Source organism: Leucobacter sp. Ag1 (assembly GCF_000980875.1).
In the GTDB taxonomy this organism is placed as follows: domain Bacteria; phylum Actinomycetota; class Actinomycetes; order Actinomycetales; family Microbacteriaceae; genus Leucobacter; species Leucobacter iarius.
In genome coordinates, this window is the sequence record NZ_LAYO01000066.1 from 1 (window position 1) to 20,968 (window position 20,968).

General features: G+C 72.2%; 16 protein-coding genes. 8 read left to right on the forward strand and 8 right to left on the reverse strand.

The genetic code is table 11. The features are described from left to right. A partial coding sequence (locus tag XM48_RS02505; RefSeq protein ID WP_046454209.1) for an AAA family ATPase occupies positions 1-1,219 on the forward strand: 1,219 nt, incomplete at its 5' end. 69 nt (positions 1,220-1,288) lie between these two features. Here XM48_RS02505 and XM48_RS02510 read toward each other — a convergent pair. From XM48_RS02510 to XM48_RS02520, 3 genes are all read right to left on the reverse strand, one after another. Continuing rightward, on the reverse strand, positions 1,289-2,278 hold the full coding sequence (locus XM48_RS02510; RefSeq protein ID WP_046454210.1) for a C-terminal binding protein: 990 nt from the start codon (positions 2,276-2,278) through the stop codon (positions 1,289-1,291). 3 nt (positions 2,279-2,281) lie between these two features. Beyond that, the gene (locus XM48_RS02515) at positions 2,282-3,913 is read right to left on the reverse strand and encodes a thiamine pyrophosphate-binding protein (RefSeq protein WP_046454211.1); all 1,632 of its coding nucleotides are present in this window, start codon (positions 3,911-3,913) and stop codon (positions 2,282-2,284) included. A gap of 76 nt (positions 3,914-3,989) precedes the next feature. Continuing rightward, positions 3,990-5,345, reverse strand: a complete 1,356-nt coding sequence (locus XM48_RS02520; RefSeq protein ID WP_046454212.1) for an MFS transporter — start codon at positions 5,343-5,345, stop codon at positions 3,990-3,992. Positions 5,346-5,550: 205 nt separating this feature from the next. On the opposite strand from XM48_RS02520, the gene XM48_RS02525 reads away from it, so the two are divergent. The 5 genes from XM48_RS02525 (at position 5,551) to XM48_RS02545 (ending at position 12,461) form a co-directional block, all read left to right on the forward strand. After that, complete coding sequence (locus XM48_RS02525) at positions 5,551-6,474, forward strand: Lrp/AsnC family transcriptional regulator (RefSeq protein ID WP_046454213.1); 924 nt, start codon at positions 5,551-5,553, stop codon at positions 6,472-6,474. Between the two features lie 42 nt (positions 6,475-6,516). Next, entirely contained in the window at positions 6,517-7,392 is an 876-nt protein-coding gene (gene ftsY, locus XM48_RS02530; RefSeq protein WP_046454214.1) for a signal recognition particle-docking protein FtsY, read from the forward strand. 19 nt (positions 7,393-7,411) lie between these two features. Next, the gene (locus XM48_RS02535) at positions 7,412-10,636 is read left to right on the forward strand and encodes a tetratricopeptide repeat protein (protein ID WP_046454215.1); all 3,225 of its coding nucleotides are present in this window, start codon (positions 7,412-7,414) and stop codon (positions 10,634-10,636) included. 118 nt (positions 10,637-10,754) lie between these two features. Then, a complete protein-coding gene (locus XM48_RS02540; protein WP_046454216.1) occupies positions 10,755-11,420 on the forward strand; it encodes a hypothetical protein in 666 nt (221 codons plus the stop codon). Between the two features lie 192 nt (positions 11,421-11,612). Beyond that, complete coding sequence (locus XM48_RS02545; protein WP_046454217.1) at positions 11,613-12,461, forward strand: 3-hydroxyacyl-CoA dehydrogenase; 849 nt, start codon at positions 11,613-11,615, stop codon at positions 12,459-12,461. Here XM48_RS02545 and XM48_RS02550 read toward each other — a convergent pair. The 3 genes from XM48_RS02550 to XM48_RS02560 all read right to left on the reverse strand — a co-directional run bounded on the left by XM48_RS02550 (position 12,452) and on the right by XM48_RS02560 (position 15,484). Beyond that, positions 12,452-13,348, reverse strand: a complete 897-nt coding sequence (locus tag XM48_RS02550; RefSeq protein ID WP_046454218.1) for a GlcNAc-transferase family protein — start codon at positions 13,346-13,348, stop codon at positions 12,452-12,454. The genes XM48_RS02545 and XM48_RS02550 overlap by 10 nt on opposite strands. Positions 13,349-13,367: 19 nt before the next feature. Then, positions 13,368-14,654, reverse strand: coding sequence for a hypothetical protein (locus XM48_RS02555; RefSeq protein ID WP_046454219.1), 1,287 nt, complete (start codon positions 14,652-14,654; stop codon positions 13,368-13,370). Between the two features lie 176 nt (positions 14,655-14,830). Further along, complete coding sequence (locus XM48_RS02560; protein ID WP_046454220.1) at positions 14,831-15,484, reverse strand: hypothetical protein; 654 nt, start codon at positions 15,482-15,484, stop codon at positions 14,831-14,833. Between the two features lie 44 nt (positions 15,485-15,528). Between XM48_RS02560 and ffh the strand changes: the two genes are divergently transcribed. Both ffh and XM48_RS02570 read left to right on the forward strand, forming a co-directional pair. Next, entirely contained in the window at positions 15,529-17,103 is a 1,575-nt protein-coding gene (gene ffh / locus XM48_RS02565) for a signal recognition particle protein (protein ID WP_046454221.1), read from the forward strand. A 42-nt stretch (positions 17,104-17,145) separates the two neighbouring features. Next, on the forward strand, positions 17,146-18,279 hold the full coding sequence (locus tag XM48_RS02570; RefSeq protein WP_046454222.1) for a hypothetical protein: 1,134 nt from the start codon (positions 17,146-17,148) through the stop codon (positions 18,277-18,279). A 38-nt stretch (positions 18,280-18,317) separates the two neighbouring features. Here the strand turns inward: XM48_RS02570 and XM48_RS02575 are convergent, their stop codons facing one another. After that, complete coding sequence (locus tag XM48_RS02575; RefSeq protein ID WP_046454223.1) at positions 18,318-19,697, reverse strand: extracellular solute-binding protein; 1,380 nt, start codon at positions 19,695-19,697, stop codon at positions 18,318-18,320. Then, positions 19,694-20,845, reverse strand: a complete 1,152-nt coding sequence (locus XM48_RS02580) for a glutamate--cysteine ligase (RefSeq protein ID WP_046454224.1) — start codon at positions 20,843-20,845, stop codon at positions 19,694-19,696. Before XM48_RS02580 ends, XM48_RS02575 begins: the two co-directional genes overlap by 4 nt. Positions 20,846-20,968 lie beyond the last annotated feature (123 nt).

The window sequence follows — 20,968 nt, forward strand, 5'->3', positions numbered from 1 at the left end:
GGCCGAGGAAGCGGCCCGCCGATCCGTGCTGCGCGCCCGTCAGGTCGCCCGCGCCGAGCGCGTCGCCGGGGCGCTGCCCGCCGTGATCGACGCCTGCGATCGCTCGCTCGCCGAGGCCAGGCTCGCGCAGCAGGCCGCCGAGCAGGAGCGCGCGCGGCACAGCCAGGAGCTGACGCTGCTGCGGTCCGAGGAGTCGGAGCTGCGGCAGCGCCTGCAGTCGCTCACCGAGCGGGTGCACGGAGCCGAGCTGAAGAGCTACGAGCGGAAGCTGCAGCTGTCGTCGCTGCTCGAGCGCTCGGGCACCGAGCTCGGGCTCGTCGAGGAGGTGCTGATCGCCGAGTACGGGCCGGATCAGCCGATCCCGGAGCTCCCGGACCCTGCCGAGGCCGCCGCAGGCGACGCGGGCGATGGGGACGACGCGAACGCCGAGGACGACCCGGACGAGGGCGCCCCGATGACCGCGCTCGAGCGCGAGCTGGAGGCGGAGCTGCGTCAGAAGCGCGAGCGCGAACGCGCGGAGCGCGCATCCGCCGAAGCGGAATCGCCCGCGGGAAGGCCGTTCGTGCGCGCCGAGCAGGAGCGCCGGCTCGCGAAGGCCGAGAAGCAGCTCGCCCAGCTCGGCCGGATCAACCCGCTCGCGCTCGAGGAGTTCGCCGCGCTCGAGCAGCGGCACCGCTTCCTGTCGGAGCAGCTGACCGACCTGGCGAAGACCCGCGCCGACCTGCTGAAGATCATCGAGGAGCTCGACGCGAAGATGCAGGGCATCTTCGCCGACGCGTTCGCCGACACCCAGGCCGCGTTCGCCGAGGTCTTCCCGATCCTGTTCCCCGGCGGATCGGGAGAGGTCGCGCTGAGCAATCCCGACGAGCTGCTGACGACCGGCATCGAGATGACGGTGAAGCCCGCGGGCAAGAAGGTGGAGCGGCTGTCGCTGCTCTCGGGCGGGGAGCGCTCGCTCGCGGCCGTCGCTTGGCTGATGGCGATCTTCCAGGCCCGGCCGAGCCCGTTCTACATCGTCGACGAGGTCGAGGCAGCGCTCGACGACGCCAACCTGGGGCGGCTGCTGCAGGTGTTCGAGCGTCTGCGCGAGAACTCGCAGCTCATCATCATCACGCACCAGAAGCGGACGATGGAGATCGCCGACGCGCTCTACGGCGTCTCGATGCGGCAGGACGGCATCTCCGCGGTTGTCGGCCAGCGCATCGCCCGCGAGGACTGACGAAGCCGGCCGCTCCCCGAGGGGAACGACCGGCTTCGAGAGCTCGGGCGGGGCCGGGCGGGACCCGGCTCAGGCCGGGCGGTTGACGGGCGACTCGGGCGCGCCCGTCTCGAGCAGCGTCACGGCGTTCTGCGCCTGGATCCGCACGTACTCGATCTCGGTGCGCGCTGAGAAGTAGGCGATATGCGGGGTCAGCACGACATCCTCGCGGCCGAGCACGGGATGGTCCGCGGCGGGCGGCTCCTGCTCGAGCACGTCGAGCGCGGCGCCCGAGAGGTGCCCGGCGTCGAGCGAGGCGGCGAGGGCCGCGTGGTCGACGAGCGCCCCGCGGGACACGTTCACGAGCACCGATCCCGCGGGCATCGCCGCGAGGAACTCGGCGTCGACCATCCGCTCGGTCTGGGGAGTGAGCGGCAGGTGCAGTGAGAGCACGTCCGCCGCGCCGCGCACCTCGTCGAGCTCGGCCCGCCGCACGCCCAGGCGCTCCAGCTCGGCGCGCACCTCGGGGGTGTCGGGCAGCATCGGGTCGTATCCGACGATCGATCCGAACAGGGGGCCGGCGAGGCGCACGAGCTCGCGGCCGATGCGACCGAGGCCGATGATGCCGAGCGTCGCCTCGCTGAGGCGCGGGGGAGCCGCGGGAGCGCGGTCGTTCCACCGCTCGGGGTTCGCCGAGCCGGTGTAGAAGTCCAGCTGGCGCACGGCCGACAGCAGAATCGCGAGCGCGTGGGTCGCGACCTCCTCGGTCGCGGCGCCGGGCACGTTGGTGACCCAGATGCCGCGCTCGGTCGCAGCGTCGATGTCGACGTAGTCGAAGCCCATCGACATCAGCGAGATCAGGCGGAGATTCGGCAGCGCTTCGATGACCTCGCGCGAGATCGCCGCGTAGCCCGGCATCAGCACGGTCGCGTCCTGCGCGCCGGCGATGATCCGCTCGGGATCGCGCGTGCCGAGCACGCGCACCTCGAAACCGTGCTCCTCGAGGAGCCGGATGCCCGGCGTGGGATCGGTGTCGTCGACGTCGGTGTAGACGGCGACGGGGCGGGGTGCGTCGGTCACGGCTCAGGCCTCCTGGCCGGCCGAGAACGCGGCCTGGTCGATGTGGATCAGCTGGAGTCCGCCGGCGGCGACGGCCGACTCGACCGCCTCCGCCAGCTCGGCGCCGGTCGCGGCGCGGCGTCCGGTGCCGCCGAACGCGGTCGCGACGGCGGCCCAGTCGGGCTGCACGAGGTCGACGGCGACGGGGGCGATGCCCGCGTCGACCTCGTTCTGCTTGATCTCGGCGTAGCCGCCGTTGTCGACGACGATGACGGTCACGTCCTCGCCCTGCTCGACGACGGTGATGAACTCGTTCATCGAGAACATGAGGGCGCCGTCGCCGACGACGACGAAGGAGGGGCGGTGCGGCGACGCGATGCGCGCGCCGAGCGCGGCGGGCAGCCCGTAGCCGAGGGTCGCGTAGGTCGCCATGTAGGGGGTGGAGTTCGGCTCGGCGACGCGCAGGGTGTTCAGCAGGCCCCAATAGGCGATCTGCGAGGAGTCGGTCGCGACGACCGCGTTCTCGGGCAGGGCCGCCGCGATGCTCCGGGCGAGCGCGGTGTTCTCGGCCGAGAGCTCGGCGGATTCCTCGCCGACGGCGGCGAGCGTTTCGGCGACGCGGGCCGCGGCTCCAGCGGCGTCGCGGGCCTCGCCCTCGCCGAGCGCGGCGGTGAGCGCCGCGAGCGCGGCGGCGGCGTCGCCGACGAGGCCGACGTCGGTGCGCTGATTCTTCTGGATCTGGCTCTCGAGCAGGTCGATGCGGATTACGCTGCCGCGGGCGTCGAGCTTCGGTGCCCAGAGCTCGGCCTCGCCGAGTTTGGAGCCCACGACGAGCAGTACGTCGGCGTCCTGCGCGACGCGCCGGCCGGCGGCGAGGCGCAGGTTGGATCCGGCGGCGAGCGGGTGCGACTCGTCGAGCACGCCCTTGGCGTTGAGCGTGGTCACGACGGGGGCGCCGAGACGCTCGGCGAGGGCGCGCAGCTCGGTCGCGGCGGCGCGGGATCCGCCGCCGGCGAGGATCGCGGGGGACTGCGCCGCGGCGAGCAGTTCGGCGGCGGCGGCCACGGACGCCGCGTCGGGAGCGACCGGGGCGGCGAAGTCGCGGGGTGCGAGCGCCGAGTCGGGCAGCTCGGTCTCCTGCTCGAGCACGTCGAGCGGGACCTCGATGTAGACGGGACGGGGGCGCGTCGTCGCGAAGAGCTCGAAGGCGTCGTGGACGGCCTGCACGGCCTCCTCCGCGGTGCGCACGCGGCGACCCCACTCGACGATCGCGGAGGCGGCGCCGAGCTGATCCTTGGTCTCGTGCAGCGTGCCGATGTCGGCGAACTCGGCGCCGATCGCGGGGCCGGGCGAGAGCAGGATCATGGGGCGGGACTCGCAGTAGGCGGTGCCCGCCGCCGAGAGCGCGTTGAGCAGGCCGGGGCCGCTCGTGGTGATCACGACGCCGGGCTTGCCGGTCTGCAGCGACCAGCCGTCGGCGCCGTAGCCGGCGCCCTGCTCGTGCCGCGTGGTGACGGGGCGGATCCCGAGCGCGCCGAGCGGGCGGTAGAACTCGAGGTTGTGCGTGCCGGGAATGCCGAAGACGGTGTCGATGCCGTAGGCCCGGAGGGCCTCCATGACGACCCAGCCGGTCGTGCGCTTGCGGGTGGTTTCCATGCGTTTCCTCGCGTTCGTGGTGGTGCGTTCGGGGAAGGGAGCGGGTTCCGCGCGGGGGCGCGGAACCCGCTCGGGATCAGCCGTCGGTGCGGATCGCGGTCGTGTCCGTGCGGGCGTTGAACGATCCGGTGACCGGGGCGGTGTCGGAGTGCTGCGGGGCGAAGCGCACGCCGATCCAGGCGACGACGGTCAGCAGGCCGAAGAAGGCGACCACGGACCAGAAGTTGCCGCCGGTGGCGAGGAGCAGCGCCGACGCGATGGCGGGCGACAGGCCGCCCCAGACCGCGGCACCGATGCCGTACGAGAGCGACATCGAGGTGTAGCGCGACTGCGGGCGGAACATCTGCGCCATGAGCGTCGACAGCGGGGCCCAGGCGCCGCTCAGGGTGACGCGGATCAGGATCACGAAGATCCAGATGAATGCGACGTTCTTCGACTGGATCGAGAGGACGAGCGGGATGATCACGACGAACGAGGCCAGGATGCCGAAGTACATGACGGCCTTCGGGCCGATCTTGTCGCCGAGGGCGGCGAGGGGCAGCGTGACGAGCATCTCGATGAGCGACGCGATGGTGAGGGCGCCCAGGATGATGGTCGGGTCGAGCCCGATCTCGGGGGTGTCCGCGTAGTTCTGCACGAAGGTCGTGGCGATCACGTAGCCGCCGGACGACATCGCGATGATGCAGAAGCCGAGGAGGATCGGGGACCAGTTGTTCTTCAGCGCGAACAGGAGCGGCGTGGACTGCTCCTTGCCCTCGACCTTGGCCTCGAAGACCGGGGTCTCCTCGACCTTGAAGCGCACCCAGAAGCCGACGGCGATGAGCACGATGCTGAAGAGGAACGGCAGGCGCCAGCCCCAGCTCAGCAGCGCGTCCTGACCGAGCGAGGAGAGCGCCCAGAAGGCGCCGGTCGCCATGAGCGCGCCGAGGGGGTTGCCGACCTGCGTGAAGCCGCCGTAGAAGTTCTTCCACTTGCTGGGCGCGCTCTCGACGGCCATGAGGCTGGCGCCGCCCCACTCGCCGCCGACGGCGAGGCCCTGCGCCATGCGGCACAGGATGAGGAGGATCGGGCCCCAGATGCCGATCTGGGCGTAGCCGGGCAGGACGCCGACGAGGGTGGTTGCGACGCCCATCAGGATGAGGGTGATGGTGAGCGCGGGCTTGCGGCCCAGCTTGTCGCCGACGTGGCCGAAGATGATGCCGCCGAGGGGCCGCATGAAGAAGGCGACGGCGTAGGTGCCGAACGATGCGAGCGTGGCGAGCCCCGGATCGAGGTCCTTGGGGAAGAACACGTGCGGGAAGATGATGGCCGCCGCGGTGGCGTAGACGTAGAAGTCGTACCACTCGATCGAGGTGCCGACGAGGGCGGCGAAGCCGCCTCGTAGCGCACGACGGTGCGTATTCTCGGGGACGGCGGGGGCTGATGCTGACACGTGCGAGCTCCTTTGCTGGGCAGCGAATTCGGTACGAGCGTAATCGCGATTCGCGGTGCCGCAAGACGGAATTACGCTCACGGGGACTTGATATTGCGGATCTGTCGATAGGTTCCGCCACTTCGGTCGAAACGCGCGCGTGAAACGCGTGTTCTACAGCGTTTCTGTCGCGGTGAACGGCGAGTGATCTGCCACAATACGAACCATGAACGCGTTCGACGAGGACCTCATCCGCGCCCTGCAGTTCGACGGGCGCGCCCCGTTCTCCGCCCTGGCGAAGCAGCTCGGGGTGCACCGCACGGTCGTCGCGCAGCGGGTGCACGAGCTCCTGGAGTCCGACGAGATCCGGATCATCGCGGCCGTGCCGCCGCGGGCGCTCGGCCTGCCGCTGCAGGTGCACCTCATGCTCCGCATCGCCGGACCGACCCAGCCCGTCTTCGAACAGCTGCTCGAGCACGGCAGCGTCGTGTTCCTCACCGAGACCATCGGCCAGTACCAGGCGGTGGTCGAGATCTGGGCGCCCGACAACGAGGAGGTCGGGCGCACGGTGCGCGCGATCCGCTCCATCGACGGGATCGTCGAGGTGCAGTTCGGGCTCTACGACCGCGTGCTGCGCCGCCTGCGCCTCGGCGAGGATCCCGAGCTCGGCGAGATCGTGTTCGACGACTTCGATATCGCCCTGCTCGCGCGGCTGCAGGTCGACGGGCGCTCGACGTTCGGCGAGCTGGCGCGGCACACGGGACGCTCCGCCTCGGCCTGCCGCGCGCGCGTGCTGCGTCTGCTCGACGCGCAGATGGTGCGCATCGGCGCGGTCCGCGGCCGCCGGGTCGAGACGGGGGCGATTCTCGCGGGCATCGGGATCGTGCTCGTCGGCGAGCAGGACGCGCAGGAGGCCGTCGAGGAGATGCTGCTCGACATCCCCACGATCGAGTTCGCGGCGCGCACCACCGGGCGCTACGAGATGGTCGCGACGATCGCCGTGCGCAGCATCGCCCAGTGCACCGAGATCATCCGCACGGTGCGCGCCCACCCCGGGGTCGTGCTCGCCGACTCGTGGGTGCACGCCGCGCTGTGGTGCGAGCGCTACGAGTGGGGGATCGAGCGCCTGGCCCGCCTGCGCGGGGCCTGAGCGCGGACGCGACGGACGGCCCGCCGCCGATAGACTCGTGCCATGGCAGAGCGCTCCTGGTCCTTCTCGAACGTCTTCCAGAGCATGTTCCGCGGTGCCGAGCAGATCACCGAGGACACCTGGGACGATCTCGAGACCGCACTCATCTCGGCGGACTTCGGTCCCGAGATCACCGACGCGATCCTCGGCGAGCTGCGCGCGCAGGTCGACCGGCACCGGGTCACCGAGGTCAAGGAGCTGCGGCGCATGCTGCGCGAATCGATCGAGGAGCGGCTCGCCGCCTTCGACCCGACGCTGCACCTCTCGGAACGCCCGGCCGTGATCCTCGTGGTCGGCGTCAACGGGGTCGGCAAGACCACCACCATCGGCAAGTTCGCCCGATACCTCAAGACCTTCGACAAGAAGATCGTCGTCGGCGCGGCCGACACGTTCCGCGCCGCCGCGGTCGAGCAGCTCGCGACCTGGGCCGACCGGGCGGGCGTCGACATCGTGCGTCCCCAGCAGCAGGGGCAGGATCCGGCCTCGGTCGCGTTCCAGACGGTCGAGCGCGCCAAGAACGACGACTTCGACATCGCGATCATCGACACCGCCGGGCGCCTGCAGACCAAGGGCGGCCTGATGGACGAGCTCTCGAAGGTGCGGCGCGTGGTCGAGAAGCAGTCGCCCATCGCCGAGGTGCTGCTGGTGCTCGACGCGACGACCGGGCAGAACGGGCTCGCGCAGGCGGAGGCGTTCATCGAGCACGCCGGGGTCACCGGCCTCGTGCTCACGAAGCTCGACGGCTCGGCGAAGGGCGGCTTCGTGCTGTCGGTGCAGCAGAAGACCGGGCTGCCCATCAAGCTCGTCGGACAGGGCGAGGGCATCGGCGATCTGACCGGTTTCACCCCGCACGTGTTCGCCCAGCAGCTCATCGGCTGATCCCGGCTCGGGCGACGGTATGAGCGACGAGGAGCGCGAGCGACTGGCCGACGATCTGGCCGAGGCTCAGTCCGGCGCGGAGCGCGGGGACCTGGAGCGCACGAAGCGGGCGATCGACGAGCTCCGCATCCTGCTGCCCCGCGTCGTCGCGGTGTTCGGGGCCGCGAGCGAGGCGCACCGTTCGGCGATCTCGTCGCTCGCGACGGCGCTCAACCGCATCGACGAGACCGAGCGCTCTCGTGAGCTCTTCGAAGCGCTCGGCGAGCTGGTCAACGACGCGATCCGCGAGGTCGGCGGGGAGCCCGAGACGCTCGACGAGGGCGCGTTCGAGGAGTACTTGAGCGCGCACGGGCTCGCGGCGGTGGTCGGCGCGAGCGCGGAGACGGCGAGCCGCGACCTCGACGCGCTCGAGACCCTGGCCGGGCAGGCCGAACGGCGGCTCGGGCCGTCCCACCCGCTCACGCTGTGGATGCTGTCGCTGCGCGCTCAGCAGCGCGCCCGATTCGACGGGGCCGACGGGCTCGAAGCCTTCGACATGCTGATCGCCCGGGCGCTCGCGCACGGCGACGGATCGCTGCTGCACCTGCGCGCGATCGCCGACAAGGCCACGGCGCTGTCCCGGCTCGACTTCGACGCCGAGTCCGCGCAGCTCTGGCGCCGCGTGCTCGAGGGTCGCCGCATCGAGCTCGGACTCGAGGATCCCGACACCCTCGACGCCTGGTTCTGGCTGGCACGGACCCTGGCCTGGTCGGAGGACGCCGTCGAGGCGGCGGACGAGCTCGACCGCCTGATCCCCGCGATGGAGCGGGCGCTGGGGCGCGATGCCGACGACACGCTCGAAGCGTTGCGGTTCCGCGTCCGAGTGCTGCGCCGGCTCGCCGACGACGGCGACGACCCGCGGAGCAGCCCGGAGCACCTGCTGGGGCTCCTGCGCGAGATCCTCGGCCGGGAGACCGTGCTCCTGGGTCCGGACGCCGAGGCACCGCTGCGCACCCGGTTCGAGATCATCGAGCTGCTGCGCGAGAACGGTCAGACGGAGGACGCTCTGACCGCCGCCACCGCGGTGCGCGAGGACGCCGTTCGCGCACTCGGCCGCACCGCCGTGCCCGCCGTGGAGGCGGGCCTGCGCGAGCAGCGGCTGCTGCGCGCGCACCTCGACGGTGCCGCCGCCGACCCCGCCACCCCCGGCGAGGCCCGGGACCGCGCCGTGCTGCTGGCCGAGGAACTCTGCGACGCCGCGGAGGACGCCTGCCGGGACGCGGTGCAGCGCTCCGCCGCGCGCGACGAACTGCGCATCCGCGGTCGGGCGCTCGCGGAAGCCTGGATCATCCGGGCCGAGTGGTTCCCCGAGCGTTCCCAGGAGGCGGCCGACCTCTTCGAAGCGGGCGCCGCGCGCATCGACGCGCTCGGCATCCCGTTCCGAGTCGACGCGATCCGCCTCTACGACCGGCTGGCCGGCCTGCTCATCTCGATCGAGCGGCCGGCGGACGCGCTGCCCCCTGCCGAACGATCGCTGCGGCTCGAGCAGGACGAGTATGCGCGGCTCGCCGCGGGCGACCCGGATCCGGCGGGGGAGGCCGAGCTCCGGGGCAGCGCCACGCGGATCGCGCAGTCCCTCGAGAACGTGGGGATCGCGCTGCGTCGCATGGGTCGGGCGGTCGAGGCCGAACCGCGCCTGCGCAGCGGGATCGCGGAGGCCGTCGCGGCGGGCGCATCGCCCGGGGCGCTGGACGACCTCCGCACCCTGCACGCGCTCGCCCTGCAGGAGCTCGACCGCTTCGACGAGGCCGCGGCCGAGCTGCGCGAGATCGCCGAACGCAGCGGCGACCCCCGACGGGCGATCGACCTCGCCGTCGTCTACCTGAACGCGGACCGGCCCCGCGAGGTCGAGACCCTCCTGAACCCCGTGCGCGCCCGCCTGGAGCAGGAGGGCCGGCTCGAGACCCCGACCGGGCTCAGCGTGCTGGGCAACCTCGCGCTCGCGGTCTGCCAGCTCGACCGCCACGCCGAGGCGATCGCCCAGTGGGATCGCCTCTACGAGCTGCAGGTCCGCGTACTCGGCGCGCTGAACCGGGACACGCTCAAGACCCTGAACAACCGCGCTCTCGAAGAACTCCACCTCGGACGGTACGCCGAATCGGCGCACCGCTTCGAACGCGTCGTCGAGCAGCGCACCGAGGCCCTCGGCCCGCGTTCGCCCGAGACGCTCGGCGCGCTCGCGAACCTCGCACGCGCGGTCCGCCTCTCGGGCGACCTCGTCCGGGGGAAGCAGCTCTCGGAGCGCGTCGTCGCCGAGTCCCGCGAGGTGCTGGGCGAGGCCCACCCCGAGACGCTCGGCCGCATCAGGGAACTGGACCGCGTGCTCGAGGAGCTCGGGCGTTCCTCTGACGGCCCCGCGGGCGCGGAGGCGCTGGCCGCGGAGCGTCGAGAACTGGCCGAGGGGGTCACGGCCGCGCTCGCCGCGGACGCCGCCGACGCGGATCCCGCCGACCCGCACGCGGTCGGGATCCGGGCGCTCCGCTATGCGGACCACCTGCGGAGCATGGATCGCGTGGCCGACGCGCTCGTCGAGTACACCCGTGCCCGCGACGGACTCGCGGGGGATCCCGGGCTCGACTGGCTGGCGGCCGAGCGCGGCATCGCGGACTGCCACCGCCGGATGCAGGCCTACCGTGAGGCGGCGGACAGCTATGCGCGGCTCGTCCCGCAGATCGAACGTCTGCTCCCGCAGGAGCCCTGGGCGCTCGCGGATGCGCTCGACCAGCAGAGCTTCGCGCTCGCGCAGCTGAACCGGGTCGACGAGCTGGTGCCGCCGCAGGAGCGGGCGATCGCGATCGCCGAGCAGCAGGGCGATCGGCCGGAGCAGGAGATCAAGTACCGGACCTGGCTGGGCCGGCGCCTTTCGGGGCGCGGGCAGCACGGGCTCGCCCTCGAGGTGTACCGCGCCGCCGCCGAGCGCTCCGCGGCGCTGCTCGGCGAACGGCACCGGCTCACGCTCGACCTCTTCGACGACGTCGCCGAGGCGCTGATCGCGACGGGTCAGGACCGGGAGGCACTGCGCGTCTACCGCCGCAATCTGCCGCGCATGATGAAGGAGCTCGGGGCGAACGCGAAACCGGTGAAGCGGGCCATCGCGAGCCGCGACGCCGCGGCGAAGCGCGCGAGCCGCCCCGTCAGCATCACCATCGGCGTGGTCGCGGCGGCCACGATCATCGTCGTGGCGATCCTCAATCTGCCGCACTGATCCGGGCGCAGTCGCGGCGTCGGAGCGCTTTCACGGCGTCGGTGATTTCCGGTACTCTGTCGCGTAATGCGCGGTCCGGCGTCGGAGCCCCTGCGCCCTGGATCCCGGAAGGACCCTCGTGCCCGCACAAGAAGAAGATCTGCCCATCCTCATCTTCCTCGCCGTCGGCGCGGTGGTGCTCGTGCTCATCGTCGTGCTCGGCGTGCGCAGCAGCCGGCGCAAGAACCGCGCGACCGAGCCGTCCTACGGGCTCACCGCGCAGTGGGACGCGGGTCAGCCGCTGCTGGCGACCTCGTCGATGAACGCGTATGACGGCAAGCGTCAGTGGGAGATCTTCCAGCAGCGCTTCGTCCCCGGAACGGAGGTGCCCGGGTTGCCGCTCGGCGATCCCAGCGGGAAGGAGCTCCCCGTCGAGCGGGGCGCGCTCCGGGTGTCGCGCGTGGCCCGCGAGGTCCGCGAGGGCTACCCGAACGCGCGCGTCGGATTCGTCGCCTACTTCGCCCCCTACGAGCAGTCCGAGTTCCCGATGGCGCTCCCGGCGGGCGGTCGCGGCATCGCGCGGGTCGAGCTCGACGGCGCGGGCGTGCGCGTGCTCGCCGCCGACGGTTCGCTCGCGTGGGACGCGGCCTGGGCCGACTGCAAGGTCGCGGGGCGCGAAGCCACCATCCGAGTGCACAACGGCCGGTCGCAGCTCGAATTCGAGCGGGATCGGACCCCCGACCACCGCACGCTGGAGGCCGTCCTCGTGAAGTACGGCAGCTACTGGCCGATGGGCGCGGTGTAGCTTCTCTGGTTCTATCTCGTTTTCACCGCAGAATCTGCGGAGAATTCTCGATCTGATCGCGAATCGCGAAACCACAAGGTGCTTTTCGCCGAAGAGGAGTAGACCAGAAGCATGGCCTGACGGTCGGCTCGATCAGCGGCCGCCGGACCGGATCGCCGCCATCCGCGCGGCGACGTTCGAGAAAGGCGCACCATGCAGAACCTCACCGTGCTCGGGACCGGCGTGCTCGGCTCCCAGATCATCTTCCAATCGGCCTACGCCGGCAAGGACGTCGTGGCCTACGACCTCAGCGACGAGATCCTGGCGAAGCTGCCGGAGCGGTGGGACTACCTGAAAGCCGCCTACCTCCGGGACCTGCCCGACGCGACGGCCGAGAAGCTCGACGCCGCCGTCTCGCGGATCCGCGCGACCTCCGATCTGGCGGACGCGCTGAGCGACGCCGACATCGTGATCGAGGCGGTGCCCGAGTCGCTCGAGATCAAGCAGCAGACCTGGGAGAAGGTCAGCGCGCTCGCTCCCGAGAAGACGATCTTCGCCACGAACTCGTCGACCCTGCTGCCGAGCGCCATCGCACCGTTCGTCGACCGGCCGGCGAAGTTCCTGGCGCTCCACTTCGCGAACGAGGTCTGGAAGTTCAACACGGGCGAGGTCATGGGGCACCCGGGCACCGATCCCGAGGTCTTCGAGCAGGTGGCGCGGTTCGCCGAGGAGATCGGCATGGTGCCGATCCGGATCATGAAGGAGCAGCCCGGCTACGTGCTCAACTCGCTGCTCGTCCCGTTCCTCGACGCCGGCGCGGCGCTCTTCGTGAAGGGCGTGGCGACTCCCGCCGACATCGACAAGACCTGGAAGATCGCGACCGGTTCGCCGTCCGGCCCCTTCGAGATCTTCGACGTCGTCGGCATGATGACCCCGTACTACCTCGGCAAGGACAGCGCGGATCCGGTGAAGCGCGAGTTCGCCGAGATCCTCAAGCGGGACTACATCGACCGGGGCCGTCTGGGCAAGGGCTCGGGCCACGGCTTCTACGACTACGAGTAGTCGAGCGAGTCCGCGCTCAGCCCTCCGAGCCGCTCCGCGAACTCCTCCCGGGAACGCACCGCGCCGAGGGCTCCGGCTCCGTCACCCGAGATGATCGCCCGCGCCGCGGCCAGGCTGCGGGCGATCAGCCGTTCGGCCGCGGCGGCCGTCCCGGGCGTGGACGCGAAGTCCCGGGCGAAGCCGTGCGCGTCGATCGGGCGATCCCGCCGATAGAGATGGAACAGCGGGACGGATCCCGGCGCGCGCACGTTCCATCCGTGCGTGAACAGGCGCAGGGCCTGCACGTACTCGTCGGCGATCATCACGTCGCGCACCTGCTCGAGCTCGCTGCAGAGCGCGCCGGCCGAGAACTGGAACCCGCCGGAGACGAGCAGCCCGGGGGTGCCGGCCGATGCGGCCGGGCCCCCGTCCTGCCGCGGCAGACCGTACTGATCGGTCCCGGCGGGGACGATCAGGTGCGGCCCGGCCTCCCGCAGTTCGACACGGTGCTCGTCCAGCGGGGTGAACGCGCCCGGGTAGCAGCTCAGCACCGCACGCGGATCGTCGAGCGATTCCCACTGATCGATCAGCGCCGTGTCCCAGCCGGGCGCGAACCGGGTGTGCGCGTCGACCTGCAGCGCGAAGGCCTCGTCGGTGCGCATGCGGTCGGTCATGCGCCGGGCCCAGCCGAGCCCGCGCGCGCTCGACCACTCGGTGCGGAACACTCGCACGCGCGGGTCGCCGCGCAGCGGCTCCAGCTGCTCGGCGGTCTCGGGGCCGAACTGCTGCACGATCGCGAAGCGGATCCGTTCCGGGCGATCGGCCTGCTCCCAGGCCGACGCGACGGTGCGCAGCAGCTCCGGATCGCGATAGCTCACGACCCGGACGAGGATGCTCGGTGCGGACACGGGGTGCTCCCTCGTCGCCTCAGGCGTCGCGTCGGGTTCGCGAACGGCGGAGCAGCAGCGCGCCGGCGCCGGTCAGCGCGAGCGCGCCCGCGATGACCGTCGCGGCGCCGGTGGCCGTGCCACCGGTGGTCGCGAGGGTTCCGGACCGCTCGGCGCCGTCCGCGGTGGGCGTCGCGGGGTGCGGGGCGGGCGTCGGCCGGGGATCCGGGCTCGGCGTCGGCTCGGGTTCGGGCGTCGGTTCGGGCTCCGGGTCCGGCGTCGGCGGTACCCGGTCGATGGTCACTTCGGGGGCGGCGGTGCACGCGCGGTCTCCCCGTACCTCGACGAACTCCGGTGTCCCTACCGCCCCGATGCTCCGGGTCGGGGCTTCCGCGCAGGCGGTGTTCCGCAGCACGCCGTCGGCGGATCCGAGGTGGACGGTCGAGAAGGAGAGGGCGAAGCGCCCCTCGGGGTCGTACGCGCCGCGTCCGGTCAGCACGCCGTTCCCGACGGCGAACACGCCGGCCGGCAGGCCGTCCTGCGCGGGTGCCACCGAGCCGCGCTCGACGCGGAAGTCCGCGGGGATCGCGCCTCCGGCCTCCGCGATCGTGTCGGCGAGGTCGTCGGAGAGCGAGAACGCGGTCGCGGTGGATCCCTTCGGGCGGGTCACCTCGATCGTGTAGCGCACCGCCGGGTTCGCGGCGGTCACGCGCGTGCGGTCGACCGTCTTGCGGATGATCGGCGCGGGCTGCGCGGCGATCACGGGAACGCCGACCGTGACGCTCGCGCCGTAGTCCCAGCGGTTCTCGCCGCCGCGCATCGCCACGGTCGCGTCGACGCCGAGGTCCCCGTCGCCGCCGCGCGCGAAGTCGACCGCGAAGGTCGCGACGAACTCCCGTGCATCGGCCGCGTGCTCCGCCTCGAAGACCACGGTGGTGCCGTCGCGCCGCACCAGCAGATCCGGCAGCGGCGAGGTCTCGAGATCGTCGAACACGGAATCGAGATCCGCGACGTCGTCCGCGATCGCCGAGAGGTCCACGGTCGCCCGCATCGCGGTGAGCGGGTAGAACCCGGGCTGCGGATGCGTGAACTCCGAGAACGGCACTCGGAGCCGGTAGACGACCCGTTCGCCGGCGGCGGTGACGGTGCGGGAGCTCACCGAGAGCTCCGCGCGCATCTCCGCACCGTACGCTGAGGTCGCGTGCCCCACCGCGGTGTACTCGGTCCCCGCGGCGGTCGCGGTCGCTGCGCCCGTCGGCAGCAGCAGCACGCCGATGATCGCCGCCGCTCCGGTCGCGGCCGTCGTCTGGATCTTCTTCGAAGCCAAGAGCTTCCCCCCACTCGTTCGTCGTGCGGTGCCGCCTGATTTCGGGCAGCACCGGGTGCGAACGGAGGCGGTGCCCTGCCGCGCCCGGCTTCGGCACCGGGAGAGAACAGTATCAGTGGGGATCGCCGGATCGGAATCCGAGTTCGCGCCCGCTCCGGAGCCTCTCCGTGGTCGCTTCACCCGCCGGCGGAGGGGTCGGTCTCGGCGCCGGTCTCCGGCTCCGCGCCCGGCGCGGATCCCACCTCGCCGAGGGGGCGGAGGAACGCGACCGCGATGAGCGGCAGGGTGGCGGCGACGCCGAGCCCGAACGCGAGCGGGGCCGCGGCGCCTCCCGAGTGCGGCACCAGCACCGCCGCGACGAGCACGGCGGCGTCCGCGATCCCGAGCGCGATCCAGTGCCGTCGTCCCCAGCGGGTTCCGGCCCGCGGGAAGCAGAACTCCCAGGGCGCGGGGATCGCGAGCAGGAGCAGCGGTCCCGCGAACGCGAGCTGCGCCGCGCGCGCGTCCGGGGCGGCCGCGAGCAGCACCACGAGCGCGCCGAGGCACCAGCCGAGCACCGCGGTGGCGAACCGGGTGCCGATCGGAGCGCGGGCCGGGTCCGCGCCCGGGATCGGTTCCCGGGCGCCGCGCCGCGCGCCCGAGGCGAGCGCGCCGAGCACGACGAGGTTGACGAGCAGGAGCACGAGCCCGTCGGGGAGCCAGCCGTCGACCGCGATCAGCACCAGCAGCTCGACGATCGAGGCGACGAGGACCGCGAGCGCGAGCCGTTCCGGCCACCGGGGGAGCCGCGCTGCGCCGCGGGCATCCGCTGCCGGCTCCTCCGCGACCATGCCCTCACCATACGCCTCCCGCGGCCGGGTAGGATGGGCCTGCTATGGCTACTTTCGGAAATCTCTCGACGCGCCTCACCGACACCTTCAAGAACCTCCGGTCGAAGGGCAAGCTCTCGGCGGCCGACGTCGACGGCACGGTGCGCGAGATCCGCCGTGCCCTGCTCGAGGCCGACGTCGCGCTCGACGTGGTCAAGGACTTCACCGGCAAGGTGCGCGAGCGCGCTCTCGGCGACGAGGTCAACAAGGCGCTGAACCCGGCGCAGCAGGTCGTGCAGATCGTCAACGAGGAGCTGATCGGTATCCTCGGCGGCGAGCAGCGCCGGCTGGAGTTCGCGAAGAACCCGCCGACCGTCATCATGCTCGCCGGCCTCCAGGGTGCGGGAAAGACCACGCTCGCGGGCAAGCTGGCCAAGTGGCTCAAGGGCCAGGGCCACACCCCGATGCTCGTCGCCTGCGACCTCCAGCGCCCCAACGCCGTCACCCAGCTCGGCGTCGTCGCCGAGCAGGCCGGCGTCGACATCTACGCGCCCGAGCCGGGCAACGGCGTCGGCGATCCGGTGAAGGTCGCCAAGAACGGCGTGGCCGAGGCGAAGCGCACCCACCACGACTTCGTGATCGTCGATACGGCCGGTCGTCTCGGCGTGGACGCCGAGCTCATGAAGCAGGCCGCGGACATCCGCAAGGCCGTCGATCCCGACGAGGTGCTCTTCGTCATCGACGCCATGATCGGCCAGGACGCGGTCGCCACCGCGAAGGCCTTCCAGGAGGGCGTCGACTTCACGGGCGTCGTGCTCACCAAGCTCGACGGCGACGCGCGCGGCGGTGCCGCGCTCTCGATCCGCGGAGTCACGGGCAAGCCGATCCTCTTCGCGTCCACGGGCGAGGGTCTCGACGAGTTCGAGCCCTTCCACCCCGACCGCATGGCCAGCCGGATCCTCGACCTCGGCGACATCCTCACCCTCATCGAGCAGGCGCAGAGTGCCTTCGACGAGGACGAGGCGCGCAAGGTCGCCGAGAAGATCGCGAGCGACTCGTTCACGCTCGACGACTTCCTCAAGCAGATGCAGCAGCTGCGCGGCGCCGGATCCATCAAGAAGATGATGGGCATGCTGCCCGGCATGGGCAAGATGAAGGATCAGCTCGACAACTTCGACGAGCGCGAGATCGTCCGCACCGAGGCCATCATCCAGTCGATGACGAAGGCCGAGCGGCACAACCCCAAGATCCTCAACGGCTCGCGCCGCCTGCGCATCGCGAAGGGCTCGGGCATGACCGTGACCGACGTGAACCAGCTCGTGCAGCGCTTCGAGCAGGCCGCGAAGATGATGCGGACCGTCGCCAAGGGCGGGGTGCCGCAGATCCCCGGCATGGGCCCGGTGCCCGGCATGGGCGGGTACGGCAAGAAGAAGCAGCCGCAGGGCAAGGGCAAGGGCGCGAAGCGCTCGGGCAACCCCGCCAAGCGGGCGCAGGAGGCGACGGGCGTCGCCGCGCGTGCCGAGTCGAGCGGCGGATCGGGCTTCGGCCTCGGCGCGGCCGGCGGCGGTGCGGGCGCAGCGATGCCGAGCGAGGCCGACATGGAGCAGCTGCAGCAGATGCTCGGGCGCGGGCGTCGCTGATCCCGCATCCGCAGGGCCGCTGACCGCGACCGAGCACCCGCTATGAGCGCACCCGTCGACGACCGCCTGGCGCAGTTCCGCGCGGAGTGGCCGCGACGCGTGACCTGGCGCGAGGTCGGCGGGTCCGACGCTGGGGTGTTCCGGCGCGCGCTCGGCGGTGCCGGGCTGCTCCTGCTGGCGGCACTCACGGGTGCGCTGGCGTTCTCCGCGCTCAGCGTCGGGTTCCCGAAGTCCTGGCAGCTTCCCGAGGCGCTCGACGGGGCGATCCCGTTCGTGGCGTTCCTGCTCATCCTGATCACGATGGCGCTCGCGGTGATCGGACTCGTGGCCCTCGCGCGCCCGTTCGAACTCCGACGGTTGATCGCGTTCCGAGGGTTCGCGCGCGAGCGGGATCTGAACTGCTCGCTCGACGGGCCCGCCCCGGTCTCCCGTGGCGTGTTCTTCGCCGAGCCGAGCGAGACGCAACGCGCCACCGACCGGCTCCGGAGCGGCGCGCGCGGCAGGCCGACGGGCGCCGGCGATACCCGACCGCGCCTGTTCGGCACGCGGTTCGCGCTCTGGCGCGCGAGCTCGGGGTGGGAGCCCGATCTGCAGATCGCGGTGGCCCGCTACCGCGGCGGCAAGAGCGACCCGAAGGGGCCGCGGATCGCCTTCCGCTTCCTCCAGCTCCGACTCCCGCGCACCCTGCCGCACCTGCTGCTCGATTCCCGCTCCAACGGGCGGATCCGCGGGACGCTCTCGGGCTCGCAGCGGATCTCCCTCGAGGGCGACTTCGACCGCTGGTTCGTCGCGCACGCGCCGGGCGGGTACGAACGGGACGCGCTCGAGATCCTCACCCCCGATGTGATGGCCGGACTCATCGACTATGGACGGCACTGGGACATCGAGGTCGTCGACGACCTGCTGATCGTGGTCTCGAACCGGTTCCGCCGCGGCTCGGACCGCAACGAGACCGCGGCGCTGCTGCGCTTCTCGGAGACGGTCGCCGAGTCGCTCGCGCACCAGACCCGCACGTACTCGGACCCCCGGGCAGACCGTCCCCGGACCGAGGTGGCTCCGGCCGGGCGTCGGCTGCGGCGCGTCCCGGCGGTCTGGGCGACCGCGATCGGTGTCACGGTGCTCGTGGTCTGGCTCGGCTATCCGTTCGTGCTGAACTGGTTGCTCGATCTGAACTGAACGGCCTGAAACGAGGGCCCCACCGTGCGGTGCCTCGGCTACGGCGCGGTGGTCGGCGCCGGGAGCGCCGTGCTCCAGGCCGCCTCCGCGGCGCGTTCGAGACGCTGCTGCGCCCGAGGGACGTCCGATGGGTGGGCGAAGAACTCGCGCAGGATCTGCTGGGCGCCGCTGTCGGGATACGCGCCGAATCCGCTCGGTGCGAGATCCGAGAGGTCGAACCGGCGGGCGTCGCGCCCGGTTCCGCCCGGTCCGGGGCGCACCAGCTCGTTCGCCGCTCGTGCCGCCTCGTTCGGGGCGCCCGAGAGATCGGCGTCGCCGTGGGGGGAGATCCCGCCGCCGGCGATCCAGAGCTCCGCCGCCTCGGTTCCCGCGAGATAGCGCAGGAGCACGGCTCCGCCGTCCGAGGACTTGAGCTGCACGGCGACGGTGCCGCCGATGACGGACGCTCCGGGCTCGGCCGCGGGGGAGGGGAACGGCGCGGCGGTCGCGGACTCCGGCACCGCGGAGCCGCCGGAGAGGACGCGCTCCGCGAGCCTCGGCGAGCCGAACACGGCGTCGAGCGAGTCTCCGAACGATTCGTCGGCGGTGCCCGGCTGCAGAGCTCCCCGGGTCCGGCGCAGCTCGGCGAGCCGATCGAGCGCGCGGGCGACCGACGGATCGGTCCAGGGGATCTCGTGCCGGCTCAGCCGCTCGTACTGCTCGGCGCCGGCATCGCCGAGATAGAGGTTCTCGAACCAGTCGCCGACGGGCCAGCCGGACTTCGCGCCCACCGAGATCGCGGGGCCGTCAGACGCGGGCCGGTCGCGGAGCGCGCCCAGGAACGCCGACCAGTCGCCGGTCGCGGGTGCCGCGCCGCCGGCCCCGGCATCGGGGCTCCAGAGCTGCGAGGAGGTGCTGCCCGCGAACCAGACCCCGTACTCGGTGCCGTCCACCGTCGCGAGCTCGCGCCACGACCGCGCGGTGTGCCGGGCGACCCGGTCGCGGGTCTCGGTGTCGAGCGGGATCAGCGCCCGGTTCGCCACGAGCTCCCGGAGCAGCCCGGGCTGCCGGATCAGGGCGACATCGGGCAGGTTCGATGCGTCGACCGCGTGGTACACCTTCGCCGTGATCCGCTCGTCCGCGTCGGTCAGCTTCACCCGTGCCCCGGTGCGCTGCTCGAACCGGGCGATGACCGGGGCGAACGCATCCCGTTCCCGCTTCGACCACCCGGTGAGCAGGGTGAGGCGCTGGCCGTCCAGGCGCGGCAGCGCCTCGGCGTCGGCTTCCGTGCCCGAGCGGGCCGCGGACGAGGACGAGCCCGCGTCCGCGGGCGCGCAACCGCCCAGGCCGAGCGCGCCGAGACCGAGCGCCGCGGCGATCCCCAGCGTCCCGATGCGCCGAAGGCGCGCTCGACGGGTTCGGCGAGGGGGTCGGATCATCCGCGCACGCTCCGCTCGAACGCGTCCGCCTCCGAGTCGACGACGGCGCGGAGCGCGTCGAGGGTGCCGCCGAGCCGCGAGTAGGTCTCGAGCTGGCGGTCGGCGCTCGTGCCGCTCTCGACGATCCGGGCGACCTGCTCGAGCTCGTTGACGCAGCCGAGATCCACGGCGACCGGAGCGAGCCGGTCGAGCAGCACCGACACGCGGTCGCGCAGTCGGGCCTGCGAGCCCGCGGCGTCGTAGATGACCTCGGCGTCGAGGCCGAAGCGCGCCGCGCGCCACTTGTTCTCGCGGGCGAACCAGGGCGGCAGCAGCGGCAGCGTCTCGCCGCGGTCGAGTCGTCGGGCGCAGTCCTCGACGAGGCACTGGGTGAGGGCGGCGAGGGCCCCCAGCGTTTCGAGCGACGACGAGCCGTCGCAGAAGCGGACCTCGATCGTGCCCCAGCGGGGAGCCGGGCGCACGTCCCAGCGGGCCTCGGTCGGCTCGGCGATGACCCCGGTGCGGGTGAGATCCTCGATGACGCGCTCGAAGTCCTCCCAGCTCTCGACGTGCGCCGGGAGCCCGGCCGAGGGCAGCTGCTGGAACATGAGGGTGCGGTTGGACCGGTACCCGGTCGCCTCGCCCGCCCAGAACGGGCTCGACGCCGAGAGCGCCTGGAACACCGGCTGGTAGGTGAGCAGCGTGTGCAGGGTCGGGATCACGCGTTCCCGGCGGTCGATGCCCACGTGCACGTGCACGCCCCAGATGAGCATGTTGCGGCCCCACCACTGGGTGCGCTCGACGAATCGACCGTAGCGTTCGCCGGGGGTGATGAGCTGGTCCTCCCAGCGCGAGAACGGGTGGCTGCCGGTGCCGATCACGCGCACCCCGTGGGCGCGCGCCTGGTCGAGCAGGTCCGCGGCGAGTAGCCGGAGCTCGCCGATGGCTTCGCCCACGCGCCGGTGCGGGGCCGAGACGAGCTCGACGGTGTTCTGCAGCAGTTCGCTGGTCGCCTGTGGAGCGCCCGGGCTCGGGGGCCAGCGCCGTTCGAGCTCGGCGAGGATCGGCGGTGCCGTGTTCGCGAGGGAACGGCTGACGGGATCGACGAGGGCGAGCTCCCACTCGATGCCGAGCGTCGAGCGGGGGGACCGCGCGAAATCGATGGTCATCTGGGGCTCCTCCCGGCGACTAGCAAAAAGCCTAGTGCGTGCCCGTGCGAGTGGACGCCGTGCGGCTCGGGCGATCGTGATCTTTTCGAGATCATTGTCAATGCAATGCGAAAGATGACATGT